Source organism: Sorangium sp. So ce406, assembly GCF_051474675.1.
Lineage (GTDB): Bacteria > Myxococcota_A > Polyangia > Polyangiales > Polyangiaceae > Sorangium > Sorangium cellulosum_G.
Genome location: NZ_CP150340.1, coordinates 9,115,822 through 9,132,617, shown reverse-complemented (window position 1 = coordinate 9,132,617; position 16,796 = coordinate 9,115,822). Strand labels below are relative to the sequence as shown.

15 protein-coding genes are annotated in these 16,796 nt (G+C 74.7%); 10 read left to right on the top strand and 5 right to left on the bottom strand.

The annotated features are described in order from the left end of the window. Positions 1-41: 41 nt before the first annotated feature. The 8 genes from WME96_RS34155 (at position 42) to WME96_RS34120 (ending at position 7,054) form a co-directional block, all read left to right on the top strand. Positions 42-1,616: a YcbK family protein gene (locus tag WME96_RS34155; protein WP_437285772.1), complete on the top strand. Its 1,575-nt coding sequence runs from the start codon at positions 42-44 to the stop codon at positions 1,614-1,616. A gap of 12 nt (positions 1,617-1,628) precedes the next feature. Further along, the gene (locus WME96_RS34150) at positions 1,629-2,180 is read left to right on the top strand and encodes an NUDIX hydrolase (RefSeq protein ID WP_437285771.1); all 552 of its coding nucleotides are present in this window, start codon (positions 1,629-1,631) and stop codon (positions 2,178-2,180) included. 323 nt (positions 2,181-2,503) lie between these two features. Continuing rightward, positions 2,504-3,718 (top strand): serine hydrolase domain-containing protein, encoded by a 1,215-nt coding sequence (locus WME96_RS34145; protein ID WP_437285770.1) that lies wholly within the window; start codon positions 2,504-2,506, stop codon positions 3,716-3,718. 254 nt (positions 3,719-3,972) lie between these two features. After that, the gene (locus tag WME96_RS34140; protein ID WP_437285769.1) at positions 3,973-4,359 is read left to right on the top strand and encodes a hypothetical protein; all 387 of its coding nucleotides are present in this window, start codon (positions 3,973-3,975) and stop codon (positions 4,357-4,359) included. Positions 4,360-4,469: 110 nt separating this feature from the next. Next, positions 4,470-5,000, top strand: coding sequence for a hypothetical protein (locus tag WME96_RS34135; RefSeq protein WP_437285768.1), 531 nt, complete (start codon positions 4,470-4,472; stop codon positions 4,998-5,000). Between the two features lie 161 nt (positions 5,001-5,161). Beyond that, positions 5,162-5,560: a hypothetical protein gene (locus WME96_RS34130; protein ID WP_437285767.1), complete on the top strand. Its 399-nt coding sequence runs from the start codon at positions 5,162-5,164 to the stop codon at positions 5,558-5,560. Then, positions 5,481-6,329, top strand: a complete 849-nt coding sequence (locus WME96_RS34125; RefSeq protein ID WP_437285766.1) for a Smr/MutS family protein — start codon at positions 5,481-5,483, stop codon at positions 6,327-6,329. The genes WME96_RS34130 and WME96_RS34125 overlap by 80 nt, the downstream gene beginning before the upstream one ends. 8 nt (positions 6,330-6,337) lie before the next feature. Further along, positions 6,338-7,054 (top strand): hypothetical protein, encoded by a 717-nt coding sequence (locus WME96_RS34120; RefSeq protein WP_437285765.1) that lies wholly within the window; start codon positions 6,338-6,340, stop codon positions 7,052-7,054. A gap of 146 nt (positions 7,055-7,200) precedes the next feature. Here the strand turns inward: WME96_RS34120 and WME96_RS34115 are convergent, their stop codons facing one another. Then, positions 7,201-8,028, bottom strand: coding sequence for a hypothetical protein (locus tag WME96_RS34115; RefSeq protein ID WP_437285764.1), 828 nt, complete (start codon positions 8,026-8,028; stop codon positions 7,201-7,203). A gap of 25 nt (positions 8,029-8,053) precedes the next feature. Further along, positions 8,054-9,070 (bottom strand): isocitrate/isopropylmalate dehydrogenase family protein, encoded by a 1,017-nt coding sequence (locus WME96_RS34110; protein ID WP_437285763.1) that lies wholly within the window; start codon positions 9,068-9,070, stop codon positions 8,054-8,056. A gap of 290 nt (positions 9,071-9,360) precedes the next feature. Between WME96_RS34110 and WME96_RS34105 the strand changes: the two genes are divergently transcribed. Further along, a complete protein-coding gene (locus WME96_RS34105) occupies positions 9,361-10,242 on the top strand; it encodes an OmpA family protein (protein ID WP_437285762.1) in 882 nt (293 codons plus the stop codon). Positions 10,243-10,324: 82 nt separating this feature from the next. On the opposite strand, the gene WME96_RS34100 is transcribed toward WME96_RS34105, so the two are convergent. Further along, complete coding sequence (locus tag WME96_RS34100) at positions 10,325-11,164, bottom strand: AraC family transcriptional regulator (RefSeq protein WP_433928615.1); 840 nt, start codon at positions 11,162-11,164, stop codon at positions 10,325-10,327. A 91-nt stretch (positions 11,165-11,255) separates the two neighbouring features. On the opposite strand from WME96_RS34100, the gene WME96_RS34095 reads away from it, so the two are divergent. Next, complete coding sequence (locus WME96_RS34095) at positions 11,256-12,035, top strand: class I SAM-dependent methyltransferase (protein ID WP_437285761.1); 780 nt, start codon at positions 11,256-11,258, stop codon at positions 12,033-12,035. A 14-nt stretch (positions 12,036-12,049) separates the two neighbouring features. Here WME96_RS34095 and WME96_RS34090 read toward each other — a convergent pair whose 3' ends face one another. Both WME96_RS34090 and WME96_RS34085 read right to left on the bottom strand, forming a co-directional pair. Further along, on the bottom strand, positions 12,050-13,189 hold the full coding sequence (locus tag WME96_RS34090) for a hypothetical protein (protein WP_437285760.1): 1,140 nt from the start codon (positions 13,187-13,189) through the stop codon (positions 12,050-12,052). A gap of 894 nt (positions 13,190-14,083) precedes the next feature. Next, positions 14,084-16,666 (bottom strand): alpha/beta fold hydrolase, encoded by a 2,583-nt coding sequence (locus WME96_RS34085; protein ID WP_437285759.1) that lies wholly within the window; start codon positions 16,664-16,666, stop codon positions 14,084-14,086. Positions 16,667-16,796: the final 130 nt, after the last annotated feature.

Here is a 16,796-nt window from a genome sequence, read left to right as displayed (position 1 = left end):
ACCCGACCCGACTGGAGCTTTCCATGATGAGCCTTCGATCCGTGAGCAGTGCAGGCGCGGCGCCGCGGGCCGCGGGGGAGCCCATGCGCAGCGCGGAGCCGCGCGCGCGCCTCACGCGTGCTCGCGCTGCCGTGCTGTCGGTGCTCGTGAGCATCGCGGTGCCGGCCGTCCCGGCGGGGCCGCTGCACGCGGAGCCGCTGCCCAGGGCGCACACCGCGGAGAAGGCCGGAGAAAAGGCCCGCGAAGATGCCGGCAAGCAGGCCCGTCGCGAGCGCTCGCCGGCGAGCGTCGCGGGCGTGGAGCGCGCGGGACACGCGCGCGGGACAGAGGAGCGGGCGAGGCCGCGCCGCGGCGACGCCAGGGCGGCCTCCGCAGCAGGGGCGAGCGGGGACGAGAGGACGGGCGGCGCGGAGAAGCGGAAGAGCCGCAGCGGCGGGAAGGCGCCGCGCGCGGCCGAGAGCGCGGCCGGGAAGGGAGCCGGCGCGGGGAAGGGAGCCGGCGCGGGGAAGGGAGCCGGCGCGGGGAAGGGGGCCGGGGAGAAGCGGAAGGAGAAGAAGAGGGCCGCGCGCACGGTGGAGAGCAAGCGGCGGGCGGCGAAGAAGGGGGGGAGCCGTGAGGCTCCTCCGAAGCCGTGCCTCGGTCCGACGCTGTCGATCGATCGCAGCGGGATCGAGCCCGAGCGTCTCGAGCTCGTCGACTGCGCGGGGAGGCCGCGCGAGGAGGCCCGGCGCGCCCTCTCGTTGATCGCGCGCCCGTGGGGCACGCCTCGGCCGTCGCTGCCCGACGAGCGCGCGCCTGCGCGGAAGCTGGAGACGGCCGGCGGCAAGCGGCGGTCGGCTGGCGACAGGCGGGGAGCGGCCGGGGGCAAGCGGGGCGGGGAGCAGGCCGGGGAGATCGCGCCCGGCGTTCGGCTGCTCGATCCGGGGCTGCTCTCGCGCATCGACGCGCTCGCGCGGCGGTACCCGGGGCGGCTCGTGTCGCTCGTGAGCGGGTACCGGCCGCAGAGCCAGGGCAGCCTGCACCAGACGGGGCGAGCGCTGGATCTGCGCATCGCGGGGGTGCGCAACGACGAGCTCGCGGCCGCCTGCCGCAAGCTCACCGATACGGGCTGCGGGTACTATCCAAACAGCTCGTTCGTGCACATCGACGTGCGCGCGCCGGGGACAGGGAGCGTCTCATGGATCGACGCGTCCGGGCCCGGCGAGGTGCCCCGCTACGTCACCGCGTGGCCGCCGCCGCAGGAGGAGCAGCGGGCGGCGCCGGAAGGGGTGTCCGGCGACGATACGGAGGAGGTCCTCCGGCGGGAGCGCCGCGAGAGGCCCGCGACGGCGGTGGCGGCGAGCGCCGGGCTGGAGAAGGCGGCGAGCGCGGTATCGGAGAAGGGGGCGATTGCCGGGCTGGAGAAGGCGGCGAGCGCGGTGCCGGAGAAGGCGGCGAGCGCGGTGCCGGAGAAGGCGGCGAGCGCGGTGCCGGAGCCGGAGAAGGCGGCGAGCGCGGCGCCGGAGAAGGCGGCGGGCGCGGAGCCGGAGAAGGCGGCGAGCGCGGCGCCGGAGAAGGCGGCGAGCGCGGCGCCGGAGAAGGCGGCGGGCGGCGCGCCCGCGCGCGGGGCCCTGTAGTATCGAGACCCGATGGGCATCACGATCCCTCGCCGACACGCCTCGGCGGTCGCCGGGTTCTTCGGTCCGCTCGCAGTGCACCGCCACGAGGTCGTGGCCGCCGACGCCTCGTATACCGCCTTCACCCTGGAGCTCCCTGACTGGATCTCCGTGGCCGCGATCACCGATGCAGGGGAGTTCGTCCTCGTGCGGCAGCACCGGCACGGCGTCGACGCGGTGACCATCGAGACGGCAGGGGGCATCGTCGACCCCGGGGAGGAGCCGGACGCCGCGGCGCCGCGCGAGCTCCTGGAAGAGACCGGATATGCGGCGGCCTCGGTCGAGCCGCTCGGGTGGGTGCACCCGAATCCGGCGCTCCAGGGGAATCGATGCTTCCTTTACCTGGCGCGCGGCGCGCGGCGGGTCGGTGAGCCCGAGGGCGATGAGCACGAGAGCACCGAACCCGTGGTGATGAGCGCAGACGAGGTGACCGCAGCGATGCAGGACGGCCGGATCAGCCATGTGATCGCGGTGATCACCTTGCTGCGGGCGCTCGCCGTCGCGGCGGCGCCGCCGCCGCGCTGACCGAGGCGCGCGTCGGGCGCCGCCGACGCGACGCGGAGTCCCCAGAGTACATGGCGCGCGGGCGCTCCGCGCGGAGGGAGATGCACGTCTCCCCCCATCGAGCGCGCGCGGATCCGTGGAGCGGCCTGTCGGCCCGCTCACGCGGCGATTCGCGCTTTTGTCGTGGGGAGTAGGCGAGAGCACTCCCGCTGTGCGCGCGGGTTGACACGGTCAGATCCCTTGCGCCTTGATGCGCGCCCTTCGCGCGGCGCGCCCGCAGTCTCTCGGTAGCGGCGCGACGGAGCGCAGCCATCCACCTCGTGGGCATCCTGGAGATCTGATCGATGAGCCGTGTTCTTCGGCGGACCGCTTTCATCGCTTGCCTCGGCGTCGCTCTGCTCATCGGGTGCGGCACCTCCTCGCCGGCGCCGCTCGACCGGGCGACCGATGCTCACGGCGGCGGAGTCGGGAGCGGCGGAGTCGGGAGCGCTGATGCGGGGAGCGCTGACACCGGTGACGCGGACGCCGCGCCGGACGTCGATTGCGACGGGCTCTCGGCCGAGCTCCAGGGAGCGCTCGAGGCCGCCCTGGCGGCGCAGCGGCTGCCCGGCGCGGCCGCCGCCGTGAGCATCGGCGGGTGCCGCTGGCTCGGCGCCGCCGGGGTGGCCGACGCCGAGGCCAACGTGGCAATGCAGCCCGATGACCTGTTCCGCGTCGGGAGCATCACCAAGAGCTTCGTCGCCGCGCTGGCGCTGATGCTCCGCGCGGAAGGCCGCCTGTCGCTCGACGACGCTGTCTCCAGGTACGTGGACGGCGTCCCCCGCGGCGAGCAGATCTCTGTGCGACAGATCCTGAACCACACGAGCGGCCTGTTCGACTTCACCTCCTGTGACGAGTTCTGGAGCGCGGCCCTCGACGACCCCACGCACCGGTGGACGCCCGCGGAGCTCGTCGCGCTCGCGGCGTCGAAGCCGCCGTATTTCGAGCCGGGGCAGGGCTTCGCCTACTCGAACACGAATTACATCGTCGCCGGTCTGCTCGTCGAGGCGGCCTCCGGAGAGCCCGTCGGCGAGCTGCTCCGCGCGCGCGTCCTCGAGCCGGCGGAGCTCGCGCACACCTACCTCGACGGCGCCGAGGCGGCCGTGCCAGGCCTCGTGCACGGCTACGGGCGGAGCCGGGGGCGGCTCGTCGATACGACGTCCGCGATCGACCCGTCCGCGGCCGGCACGGCGGGCGCGCTGGTCTCGACCACCGGCGACCTCACGCGCTTCTACCGCAAGCTGCTCGACGGCACGCTGCTCGGCCCCGCAGAGCTCGCGGAGCTGACCACGTGGGTGGACGAGCCGCTCGGCGAGGGCAACGGATACGGCCTCGGGCTGTCCCGCCGTGAATCGCCGCTCGGCGTCGTGTACGGGCACGACGGCGGCATCTGGGGCTTCATGTCGTCGTCCTATTACGCGATCGACAGGGACGCTTCTATCACCGTGCTGGTCAATCTCGAGAGCGGCGACGCTGGCAGGATCGTCGATGAACTGTCGAATATCCTGATCATGCCCTGAGCCTGCGTGGGGCGCTGTCGCCAGAAGCCCGGCACGATCGGGCGCTCGCGCCGGCGTGGCCGCTGTCCCCCGCTTGCACACGCGAGCCACTGCGGGCCGCGCGCGCAGGGCCGATCCGAGGTTATCGGGAATCGACGCCGCCGCGCGCAGCGCCGGCGGTGCGTCGCGAACGGGCCTCTCGCTTGCATCACCATGGACGCAGCGTGCATGGGACGACGCCCGTCAGGCCGCTCGCATCGTGAAAGGAGTCCGTGATGAAGCTGGCGAAAGCGCTCGGCGCGCTGGCGCTGTCCGGGATGGCCTTCGGCGCCGCGCAGCTCGCTGCAGCGGACAGCACAACGCCGATCCAGGATCTCGCGCTCATCGAGGAGACGACGAGCCCGGCCCTCCCCGACGCTCGGATCCCTCCTGACGACCTCCCGTATGACGGGAACATCCGGCCGCACCGGCCCTTCCGGCCGTACGAGCCCATCCGGCCACACCGGCCCTTCCGGCCGTACGGGCCAATCCGACCATTCCGGCCAATCCGGCCGTACGAGCCGTTCGATCCGTTCGGGTGGCGTCGCGAGCACCGGGAGTTCGAGGCACCGGCGCGAGGGGACCTCCCCATGCCGATCGTGCGCCTCGGCGAACCTCGCTGACCTTGCGCTGGTACCAGCGCGGGGGGGAGGCGGGGCTCCGCTTTCACGCGTTCCCCGCGCCGCGCGCGACGGCCGGTCCTCCTCGGAGAGGGCCGCAGGAAGGGAGACTCATGGGCGAAAGAACACGACGCCGGGGCCTCGCCCTCATGACCCTGGCCGCGGCGGCGCACCTCGGGTGCGTCCTGCTCGGGGCGCTCCACGTCGACCCGCAGGGGGCAGGGCGGCTCGGCAGGGTGATCGCCTATCACAGCGCGCTCTCCGGGGCCGACAGCGGCTACAACTTCTTTGCCCCCTCGGTCGGCGCGCTGCCCTGGGCGAGATTCCAGGTGACCGACGCGCGCGGAAGGGTGAACGCCGATGCCCTGGAGTCCGGAGCGAACCACGAGGCGGATCTGCGGGTCAGGAGCCTCGTGTCGCTCTTCCTGACGGAGGAGGACGAGTCGCTGCGGCGCGCGCTCGCGGCCTCGCTGGCAGGCAAGGTGCTCGCGAGGTACCCCGGCGCCGCGAGCGTGGTCGTCCGGCTGGAGATCTGTGATCTCCCCTCGATGGAGGAATACCGCGACGGCAAGCGGCCCGCGTGGAACCTGATCTACCGGGCGAAGCTCGTCCCGCTGGCCAGGCTCGCGGCCGGCTCGCAGTGAGGAGGGCGGCGCGCCGTGATCGGGCGGGACCGCGGCCGGAGCTCCCCGGCCTCGCAGCCACAGAAGGCCCCGCTCCGCCGAGCTCGCCCGCGGTGCGCAGCGCGCGGCGCGCAGTGCCGGCAGACGCGGCGGCTCCGCGGCGGTGAAGTATCCTGCGCCCGATGCGCTCCCCCGACTCCGCCGGCGCCGATGCTGCCGGCCCCGGCGCCCCGCAGTCCCCCGCGCCGCGGGCGCCCCTCTCGCCCGCCGAGCTCTTCCACCGCGTCTTCGAGCTCCTCGCGGCCATGGAGGAAGCGCAGCGGGCCAAGGTCGTCGACCTCGCGCGGCGCCTCGTCCCCCACCTCACGGCCGAGGACATCCGCAACCCGCACGACTTCCCCGACCTCGATGACCCCGACTGGCACTTCGAGGACGGGCAGCTCGCGGGTATCGAGGCCGTCCGGTTTGCGCTCCGCGGTCTCGCGAGCGATGTTCTGGGGGATGGCGAAGAGCGCGAAGCGCGAGCGAGACCCGAGATCGGCGGCCAGCCCCGCGAAGGCGGCGGCGCGCAAGGCGAGTGAGGCGTTCTACCAGCCGTTCTCCGCGCTCCGGCAGCTCACCAAGCCCAAGCCGAAGGCCGGCGCACAGGCCGCGGTGCCCGAGGCGAAGGCCAGGGCCGCGGCGCCCGCGCCCGAGGCGAAGCCCAGGGCCGCCGCGCCCGCGCCCGAGGCGAAGCCCAGGGTGAAGGCGCCCGCGGCCCACGGCGCCGGCGCGGCGCAGGCGGGCGTCGAGCCGGCGCCGCGGCCCGTCGACCCCGAGACCTTCGCCATCTACATGGCGGGCGTCCGCGTGCTCGAGGACCGCGTGAACCGGATCCCGGTCACCGCGAGCCGCGTCGAGCGGGCCGCGCTCCCGACGCTCGCGTCCGATCCGGACGAGGACGCGCGGTCGCGCATGCGCTCGCTCGTCATCGACGGGATCAAGTTCGAGATCACGGACGACAGCGAGCGCATCGAGGGCAGGCGGCTCGACGTCGACCCGCGCGAGCTCAGGCGGCTCCGCCGCGCCCGCTACGCCATCGACGGCACCCTCGATCTGCACGGCCTGCGGCTCGAGGCGGCGCGCGACGCCGTCGAGGCGTTCGTCTGCAAGCGCCAGCGCGACGGGGACCGCGTCGTCGCCATCGTCCACGGCAAGGGCACCCACTCGCCCCGCGGCCACGCCGTCCTCCGCGGCGAGATCGCCGCGTGGCTCAGCCACGGCCGCGTCGCCCGTCACGTCGCCGCGTTCGCGACGGCGCCGGACGCCGAGGGCGGCGCCGGCGCCCTGCTCGTGCTGCTCGCGCGATGAGGCCGTCGATGCGCGCCCACCTCGCCGGGGCGCCGGGCCCCGCGCGGCGATCGGCCACGCCCGCGGTGCGCCCGGCCCTGTGGCCCGCCGCCGCGCGGCTCGCCGCCGCGCTGCTCGCGCTGCTGCCCGCGTGCGCGGCGGCCCCCGCGGCGCCGCCCCCGCCGCCGCCGCGGGCTGCGCCGCCCCCGCCGCCGCCGTCCACGCTCGGGGACGGCGAGCTCGGCGAGTACCGCTCGGAGCGCTTCGATCTGCGGCTCCCGCTGCCGGACGCGCGCGGCTTCCGCGTCGAGGACGGCGAGGGCCCGTGGCTCGTCGCGACCCACGCCGCGTCGTCGACGTCGCTGCTCGTGCGCGCCTGGCGGGAGGACGGCCGCGCGAGCCGCGCCGCGTGCGAGGCGCGCGCGCGGCTCTGGCGCGACCTGCCGCGCCCCGACCGCAGCCTCACCGCCGTGGAGCGCCGGATCGACGTGCCCGAGGGCTTCGACACCGTCGTGGAGATCGGCGTCGCGGACGCCCCGCCCGGGGCGCCGCTCGAGGGCTTCGCGGTCGCCTTCGGCGGCTACGGACGGCGCTGCTTCGCCTTCATCGCCGAGACGCGCGCCGCAGGGCCCTCCGCCGAGCGGCTCGTCGCCGAGCGGCTCGCCGCGGTGGTCGAGATCTCGCTCGGCGGCCTCCGCCTGGAGCGCGAGGTCGCGCCCGCGGTGCCGCGCGAGCCGCCGCCCTGAAGGCGGGCAGCGCCGCCGCCCTGCCGCTGGCGCAGCGCCGCCCTGCCGCTGGCGCAGCGCCGCCCTGCCGCTGGCGCAGCGCCGCCCTGCCGCTGGCGCAGCGCCGCCCTGCCGCTGGCGCAGCGCCGCCGCCGCCCCGCCCGCGCTCAGCGGTAGACGCCGCCTCGCGCGCGGGACTCGAGCGCCGCGGCGAGCTCCTCCTCGCCGATCGACCACGCCTCCGCCGACAGCTCGCGCGCCTCGGCGGGCCGCAGCGCGTCCACCGCGTGCGGCACGAGGCGCAGGCGCGACAGCGACAGGAGGCGCTCCAGCGCCTCGGACGTCACGCCGCTCCGGAGCTCCCTCCGCCACGCGCGATCGATCGCGTCGAGCCGCGCGGGGCTCCTCCAGGCGTCGGCGAGCACCACGCGGCCGAGCCGCGCGTCGATGGCGTCGATCCCCGTCGGCAGCGCGACGATCGCCTGCTGCGCCGCGCGCGCCGGATCGCCGAGGCCGAGCGAGAGCAGCGCCCGCGCCGCGTCGAGCAGGCGCACCTCGTCGGGCCGGAGCGCGGCGCGGTCGACGTGCGGCAGCCGCTCCAGCGCGATCGCGTAGCGCTCGCGGCGCGCGGCGTCGATCACCTCGGCCAGCGCGCGCAGGACCCTCGCCGTCGGCGGCGAGAACCACGGATCCGCGCACGCGCGCGGCCGCTGCGCCGGGTCCTCGAGGTCCAGGGCGGCGGCGCGCCACACCGACGCGCGCGCGTCGACGACGGCGCGCGCCGCCTGCACCGCCAGCACGAAGAGCGCGGCCGCGGGGAGCAGGCCCCTCGCGCCCCAGATCCCGCGGAGGAAGAAGCTCGCCGCGACGATCAGCGCGAGCGCGAGGAAGAGCTGCAGCCGGCGCCTCGCGCCGCCGGCGGAGCCGGCAGCCCCGTCCGTCGCGCCGACGACCTCGGCGCACCGCTCGAGCAGCCACGTCCAGGCAGATCCCACGTCCGGGGGATCAGGATGCCCTCCGCTACGCCTCCGCGCGAGGCCTTTCGATCGCCGCGCAGAGCGCCCGGGTGAAGTCGTCTGTGCTCGCCGCGCCGCCGAGGTCGCGCGTGCGCACCTGGCCGGCGCGGTAGACCTCCGTCAGCGCACGCTCGATCCGAGCGCCCGCCTCGTGCTCGCCGAGGTGCCGCAGCATCATGACGGCGCTCTGCACGAGCGCCGTCGGGTTCGCGTAGCCCTTGCCCGCGATGTCCGGCGCCGACCCGTGCACCGCCTCGAAGACCGCCGCGTCGTCGCCGATGTTCGCGCCGGGCACGATGCCGAGCCCGCCGACCAGGCCCGCGCCGAGGTCCGAGAGGATGTCGCCGTACAGGTTCTCCGTCACGAGCACGCCGAGCCGGTTCGGGTCGCGGACCATCGTCATGGCCGCCGCGTCGACGATCATCTCGCCGAGCTGGACCTCGGGGTGCCGGTCGGCGACGCGCCGCGCGCAGTCGAGGGCGAGCCCGTCGGAGAGCTTCATGATGTTCGCCTTGTGGACGATCGTCACCTTGCTCCGGCCGTGCTGCTTCGCGTACCGGAACGCGAACTCGGCGATGCGCGTCGAGCTGCGCTCGGTCGTGAGCTTGATGCTCTGCGCCACGCCGGGCAGGATCATGAGCTCGAGCCCGGCGTAGAGGCCCTCGGTGTTCTCGCGCACGATGACCATGTCGACGTCGAACCGCGGCTCGACGCCCGGCAGGCTGCGGATCGGCCGCACGTTCGCGTAGAGGTCGAGCGTCTGCCGGAGCGTCACGTTGACCGAGCGGAACCCGCCGCCGATCGGGGTCGTCACCGGGCCCTTCAGGGCGACCCGGTTCTTCCGCACGGCGTCGATGACGGGGAGCGGGAGCGGCGAGCCGGTCAGCTTCGCGACCTCGATGCCCGCGTGATGGACCTCCCAGTCGACGGCGACGCCAGCGGCGGAGATCACGTCCTGCGTCGCCGTCACGACCTCGGGACCGATGCCGTCGCCGGGGATCAGCGTGATGCGATAGGCCATGGGCCGTCCCTTAGCAGGTGCGCAGGGGGGAACAATGGGCAAGCGCGCGCGGACGCCGACGGGGCCGGGAGCGCGGCGGCGGCGGCGCGCGGCGCGCCGCGCGCGGGGCGTCGAACGGGGCAGGGGGGCGGGTGGGGGCAGGTGATTGATGCGGCCTTTTACAATCGCGCTCGACCTCGCTAGGGTACGCCCCCGCACGGCCTGACGGGCCGATGTCACCTGGAACCGGGCGCAGGTCGAGCCCATCGACCTTCACCCATGTTCCCCAACCAGGATGAAGGAGCGTGCTCATGCACCCTCGTGTCTTGAAAGGTCGCAGCACCGCGTTCGCGGCGTTCCTGCCTGCCGTGATCGCGTCGCTCTCGCTGGGGTGCGGTTACTCCGAGGAGGAGTGGAAGGCCCAGCTCGACAAGTACGGTCGCCTCCAGAGCCAGCAGCAGGCGACGGAGAGCCGCCTCGCCGAGACCCAGAAGGCGCTCGAGGCGGAGCAGGCGAAGGTCGCGGAGCTGACGAAGCAGCTCGAGGCGGCCGGCGTCGACATCAGCAAGCTGAACGAGAACCTCCAGGCGACGAGCACCCAGGTGTCGCAGCTCAGCTCGACGCTGGAGGAGCGGGAGAAGGCGCTCGCCGAGTTCAAGGCCCGCGCCCGCCAGCTGGAGCAGATCAAGGCGCGGTTCGAGACGCTGCGGAAGAAGCTGGACGAGCTCACGAAGCTCGGGCTGGCGGTGAACATCCGGAACAACCGGATGGTCATCTCGCTGCCGGGAGACGTCCTCTTCGACTCCGGGCGCGAGACGCTGAAGAAGGAGGGCAAGGACATCCTCCTCAAGGTGGCGACGGTCATCCGGAACGATCAGTCGCTGCTCCAGCGCTACTACCAGGTCGCCGGCCACACCGACAACAAGCCGCTCGCGGGCGGCCAGTTCCGCGACAACTGGGGCCTGTCGCTGATGCGCGCGCGCGAGGTGCTGCTGTTCCTCGTCAGCCCGGCCGACATCAAGGGCGGCGGCGGCGCGCTCCCGGTCGCGAAGTGGAGCGCCGCGGGCTTCGCCGAGACCGACCCGGTCGCGACGAACGACACCGACGAGGGCCGGCGCAAGAACCGCCGGTGCGACCTCATCGTGGTCCCGAGCGTCGAGGAGATGCTCGACCTCAGGGCGATCACGCAGTAGCCCGGGATCGCGGCGCGCGCGGCGGAAGCGGCGCGCGCGCCCGCGGGCCGGCGTCACGCGCCACGACGGGCGCCTGCGGCCGTCAGGCGAGCTCGGTCGACGCGCTCCGCTCCTCGCCGTCCGGCGAGCGCCCGGCGGTCCTGCGAAACTCGCTCGGCGACTGGCCGGTCTCCGCGCGGAACGCGGCGGCGAACGCGCCGAGGCTCTGAAAGCCGACGTCGAGCGCGACCCGCGTGACGCTCGCGCTCGGGCTCGTGAGCAGGTCGATCGCCCGGAGCACGCGCGCGCGCGTGACGAAGGCGCGCCACGTGACGCCGGTCTCCTCGCGGAACCGCCGCCGCAACGTCCGCTCCGTCGCCCCGGCGAACGCCGCGGCCCGCGAGAGATCGGCGCTCGCGACGTCGCGGAGCGCGCACTCGATCGCCCGCTGCACGGGCCGCGTCCTGCCGCGGGGGAGCCGGTACGTGGCGCCCCGGTCGAGGAGCGGCCCGAGGATGTCCGCCATCGCCGCGAAGAACGTGTTGGCCGCGGCGTCGTCCGGGCGGCGCGCCACCGGCCACCGCCGCGCGTAGATGACCATCTCGCGCAGCAGCGCGGGCACCTCGAAGACTCTCACGGACGCGACGGGGCAGGGGAATGCGGCGGGATCGAAGTAGATCGACACGATGGACGCGTCGCGGCAGGTGGTCGCGTGCCGCTCGCCCGCGGGGATGAGCGCGGCGCGCTGCGGAGGAAGCAGGAACGAGGCGTCGTCGACGTCGAGGCGCGCCGTGCCGGCGAGCGCGTAGAGCAGCTGGTGCCGCTCGTGTGTGTGCCAGGCGTAGGCGGCTCCCGGCAGCTCGTCCTCGTAAGCGAACGCGCGCGCGGGCGCCTGGTCGAGCCCGATCTGCACGAGCCGCTGCGTGGTCTCCGTCGGGGTCAAGACGCGGGAATGCAAGGCATGGCCTCCGGGCGACGATCTTTGTCCGTTCGTCGGCAGCCGTCCAGGCGCAGCCCATCCATGCTCGAGCCGCATGACACACGCCGATCCGACGCATGATGCGCTGATACTGGAACAATTCACCCGCCAGGCGAGGCCGTTCGCCGAGGTCCGGGCCCACTCGGCGGACGACGCCATGGCGCTGCTGCTCGACGCGCTCGCCCCGTCGCCGAGCGATACGGTCCTCGACGTCGCCTGCGGGCCGGGGATCGTCGCCTGCGCGCTGGCGCCGCGCGTGGCGAGCGTGCGGGGGCTCGACATCGTGCCGGCGATGCTGGACGAGGCGCGCCGGCGACAGGAGACGCTCGGCCTCTCCAACGTCGCATGGGAGCTCGGGGACGCGAGCCGGCTGCCGTATCCGGACGAGAGCTATCGCCTGGTCACGACGCGTTACAGCTTCCACCACCTGCTGGATCCGCTCGTGACGCTGCGCGAGATGGCCCGCGTGTGCGAGGGGAGCGGGCGTGTCGCCGTGATCGACGTGGCGCCCGCCGAGGACAAGCGGGACGCGTACGATCGCGCCGAGAAGATCCGCGATCCGTCGCACGCGCGCGCGCTCACCGAGCGCGAGCTCTGCGCGCTGTTCGACGCGGCGGGGCTCGAGATCGAGAGGCTGGCGCGGTACGGGCTCGAGATGGAGCTCGAGGCCTCGCTCCGGGCCTCGTTCCCGGCGCCGGGCGGGGCCGATCGGCTCCGGGCGCTCTACCGCGCCGACGTGGGCGTCGACGCGCTCGGCGTCGGCGCAGAGCTCCGGGGGGACGAGATCCGCTTCGCCTATCCGGTCGTCATCGTCGTGGGCCGCAAGCGAGGCTGAGGGCGCTCCGCGGCTCAGGGGACCGGCGCGGCCGGGCAGGAGGGGTCGGTCGTCACCTCGACGTCGTCGACGTGCAACGTCTCGCGATCGAGCGGCGCGTCGCAGACGCCGCTGGTCCCTATCTTGAACGAGAGGTGCTGGGGCCTGCCCGCCGTGCGCGGATCCAGGCAGATCGTCTGTTGCGTCCAGCTCTCGCTCGCGGGCAGCGCGGCGCCCGGCGTGGACGAGGCGGTCGCCGCGCTCAGGTGGCTCGTGCGGTACCAGAACTTCAGCGCTGGTCCGGCCGCCCCGTCGGGCTCGGGCACCGTGAACACGGTGGAGGCCGAGGGCTCCCGGCACGGCTTCCGCACGGACAGCGCGAGCGAGACCTCGCCGGAGCGCGCGGCCGTCGGGTCGACGGGGAGCGCGGCGCTACCGCCCGCGGCGTCGTCGTCGTTCAGGACCCATGTCGGCGCGAGGCCCTCGCCGAGGCTGGCGTTCTCGAAGCCGGGATCGAAGATCGGCGCTTCCTCCGGGCAGCGATCGTCGGAGACGAACGCGATGTCGTCGACCGCGAAATCCCGCTTGTTCTCGTCGGTGCACGGCTGGCTGCCCCGGTTGCGGTAGGCGAAGGCGAGCCGGTGCGCCATGCCGAGCGCCCACTTCGGCAAGCAGACGTGGGAGACCTGCGCCTCGCCCTTGCCCGCCAGGGCGGTGAGCTGGTGCGTGCTCAGCAGGACGTTGACGGTGGCGCCCGGGCTGCCCTGGCTCCAGATGCGGAGCGCCGGCTTCGGGAGCGCGGCGGACGGCACAGGGGCCGAGACCGTGCCCTCCAGCGTGGGATACTGGCAGAACAACGTGGTGGCGATATGCCCGCCCTTGCCGCCGCGCTGGCCCAGGCCGCCCTTGACCTCGGAGACGCCGTTCTCCGGGGTCGCCGTCCAGCCGGCGGCCCCTCCCTCGAAGTCGCCGTTCAGCACCTGCCCCGGCGGCGGGCACTCGTTCATGGCGCCGCGCTGGATCGCGACGTCATCGAACGCGAGCGTGTAGCCCTGCCCGGTCGCGTCGTCGCAGTGGGGAGAGCGCCGCGAAGGCCCGAGGAGCAGCTCGACAGGCCCGCCGTAGGCGCGCGCTCCCAGACACACGCGCTGGGGGGCGAAGGACGACGAGGGCATGAGATCGATGTTGCTGAAACTACCATTGATCCGGACCCCGACCCCGGGAGGGCCGACGCAATCCATCATGGCGTCGCAGCCGATGCGCGCGGCGAACGTGAGCACGAGCGGCTCGGCGCACGCGAGATCCGGGATCGTGAGCTCCTGAGAGAAGCCCGCCATCTCGCACAGCGCGTCCCTGCCGATGACCCCGGCCCCCGGGTTGCCGTTGCCCTCGGCCTCGGGAGCTACGAGCGCGGCGCCCGTTGTGCTCCAGGCGTCCGCGCTCTGAAACGAGGGATCCGCCGGGCCGCCCTGCCACACGCACTCGCCGTCGACCACCGCGTAGTCATCGGTGCAAGCGCAGCCCACGGTACATGCGCCGTCCACGCAGCGGAGCTCCCCGTCGCACTGACCCTCAGCGCCGCACGGGCAGCCTTCCTCACCGGGTGGACAGCCGGCGCCACCCGCGCCGTCGCCCGCGCCGCCGGTACCCCCGCCGACGCCGCCCGCGCCGGCGCCGCCCTCTGGACCGCCTTCGCCTCCTGCGCCACCTCCGCCCGCGTCGCTCGACGCCGCGGGGGCAGGGACCTGCTCTGACTCGGAGCAGCCGCTCGCGAGCGCGCCGAGCAAGACCCAGCCGCAGCAGGTCAACGCGCGTGTCCTGATGACCATCAAATCAAGCTAGCGACCGAACCATGGTGTCGCAAGGTACAGACCCTTCTTCAACAACAAGAGAGTGAGATAAGGAGAACAGGAGAGTGAGATAAGGAGAACTCTCAAGTGGTGTCGGGCAAAACCGCAGACTGCGACGCGCGCTCGACGAGCTCGATCGCACAGCGAGGGCTCGAGCAGCGTAGTCCGGTCGCGAGCGCCCGAGAGGCGACTCACGACGTGCCCGCGCGGGAGCGCGCGTCAGCTCCCGGAGGACGCGCCGGTCGGGCCGGGCGGCGGAGAGGGCACGAGCGGCGAGACAGGGGTCCCCCCGGCGGCGTGCGCGCCGAGGAAGGCCCGCAGCTCGACGAGCAGCGGCCGCGGATCGCCGACGAACGGCAGGTGATCCTGGCCCGGCAGCTCGACATGACGCGCGCCGCGGAGGAGGCCGGCGAGGTCGCGCCCGGCCGCCGCGGGCACGGCCCGGTCGCCGGCCCGGTGCAGGACCAGCGACGGGGCGCTCACGCGGGCCAGCGCGGGCCGGATGTCGGTCGCCGCGTGGGCCCGGAGCATGCGCGCCGCCCCGCTCGGGCTCGCGCCGAGCCGCAGGTACGAGGCCCAGAAGCGCCGGAGCTCGCCGTCGTCCGCCGCCGACGGGGCGAGGCGATCGAGGAAGAGCGGCTCGCCCCAGCCCGTCCGCACCGCGCGCTCGGCCCCCTCCGCGTCGTCGCCCGTGAGGCCGAAGAGGCACCCCGGCCAGGCCGCCATCTGCGCGGCGCTGCCGAGCGCGATCAGCGCGCGCGCCCGCGCCGGGCGCGCCGCCGCGAGCAGCGCGCACGGCGCGAACCCGGCGCCGACGCCGAGGAGCGCCGCCCGCTCCACGCCGGCCGCGTCGAGCACGGCGAGCAGATCCTCGGCCTGCTGCTCGGCCGGCGCGCCGGCGCCCTCGCGCTCGCTCATCCCGGTGCCCCGCTGGTCGAGCACGATGAGCCGCGCCCACGCGCTGAGCTCGGCGAAGAGCCGGAACGCCGGCGCGTACTCCCACGCGGCCTCGACGTGCGTCACCCACCCCTGGACGAGCACCAGATCGATCGGCCCATCGCCCACGACCTTGTAGGCCAGGCTCGCGTCGGCGCGGGTCGCGAAGCGGGTCTCGGCCGGGCGCGGCTTCGCGGGCGCCCGCCTGGAGGGGACCGTCTCCATCCGCGCGGCGTCGAGCCCGCGCCGCATCGCCTCGGCGATCTGCGCGTAGGCGCCCGACCAGGCCCGCGCGGTGGACGGCGTCCAGGCGTCCCCCTCGAGCTCCTCGAGCGCCTCGAGCAGCGCGAGCCCGATGGCGTCGAAGTGCTCGGGCAGCGCGGCGTAGGCCGCGTGCCGGCGCCCGAGCGCCTCGAGCAGCTCGAGCAGCTTGTCCGGCGCGCGCAGGTTGTCGATCACGAGCTGCAGCGTCGCGGCGAGCTTGAGCCGCTGCTCGCGCATGTCCGGCGGGAACAGCGCCCGCAGCGCCGGCTCCCGACCGAAGAGCCGCTCGTAGAAGCGCGCGACCAGCGCCTCGGCGCGCGAGGCGAGGCGCGCGAACGAGGCGCGCACGACGTCCGCGTCCGTCTCCTGCGTCGCCGCCGCGCTCGCCGTACTCGAGGGGGGCCCGGCGCGCACGATCTGGAACGCCCGGCAGAGCGCCTCGGTCTCCTCGAGCGCGGCCTGCACCTCCTCGGCCGACGCGAAGCGCGCCCCCGGCGCGCGCAGGACGCAGCGGTCGATGACGTCGGCGAGCATCTCCGGGACCTCGGGGCAGATCGAGCGCAGCGGCGGGAGCGCCCGCGCCGTCACCCAGCTCGCGATGGCGTGCAGGTCGAGCCCCGCGTGGGGCAGCCGGCCGGCGCACAGCTCGTAGAGGACCAGCCCGAGCGCGTAGACGTCGGACTGCGGCGTGGCCGTCGTCCCGGCCCAGAGCTCCGGCGCGAGGTAGAGCGGCGTGCCCATCATCATGCCGCCGTCGGTCAGGTTGGCCGTCGCGATCGCGCCGAACGCCTCGAGCTCCCTGGGGATGACGGTCGTCACCGCCGACATGTCCGCGCGCGGCGGGGGCGGGGGCGCGGCCGGGGCGCTCGGCGCCGCGCTCCCGCTCCCCGGGTCGAGGCGGGCGGCGCCGGGCTGATCGACGAGCTTGGCGAGGCCGAAATCGAGCAGCTTCACCTCGCCGCCCCCGTCGAGCATCACGTTCGCCGGCTTGATGTCGCGGTGCAGGACGCCCCGCCGGTGCGCCGCGGCGAGCCCGCGCGCGAGGCCGAGCGCGATGCGCAGCGCGACCTGCCACGGGACCGGCTTCGGGAGCAGCTCGAGCGGCTCGCCCTCGACAAACTCGTAGGCGATGTACGGCCGCCCGCGCACCTCGCCGATCCGGAAGACGGCGACGACGTTGGGGTGCTGGAGGCGCGCGATCGCGCGGGCCTCGACGCGCAGCCGCTCGATGGTCCTCGGATCGGGGGTGTCGGCGGCGACGAACTTGAGCGCGACGGGCCGGTCGAGGACCTCGTCGTGCGCGAGGTACACGTGCCCCATGCCCCCGCGTCCGAGCGACCGGATCAGCCGGTAATCGTCGAAGGTCGAGGGCGGCGCCCAGGGGACCGACGACGACGGCGGCGGCTCGGTGTCGCACGGGGGCCGCTGTGTGGAGGGGACGAGGAGCGGCGCGCCGACGTCGCTCTCGCTCGGGCTCGCCGAGACCAGGGCGCGGCACTCGGCGCAGCCGTCCACGTGCCCGCGGACGCCCTCCGCGGCGTCCTGCGGGAGATGGCCCTCGAGCCAGGCGGCCAGGGCGTCTTCGGGCGGGCACGGGCTCATGCGCTGCTGTTCTCCGGGCGGCATTCTCTGTGCGCGCTGTGGGCAGCGCAATGGCCGCGCGGGAGCTGCCGCGCGGGACGCACCCGCGGACGACCGCGCCGGCGCCCGGCGTCGGCCGTGGCCTGGTCCT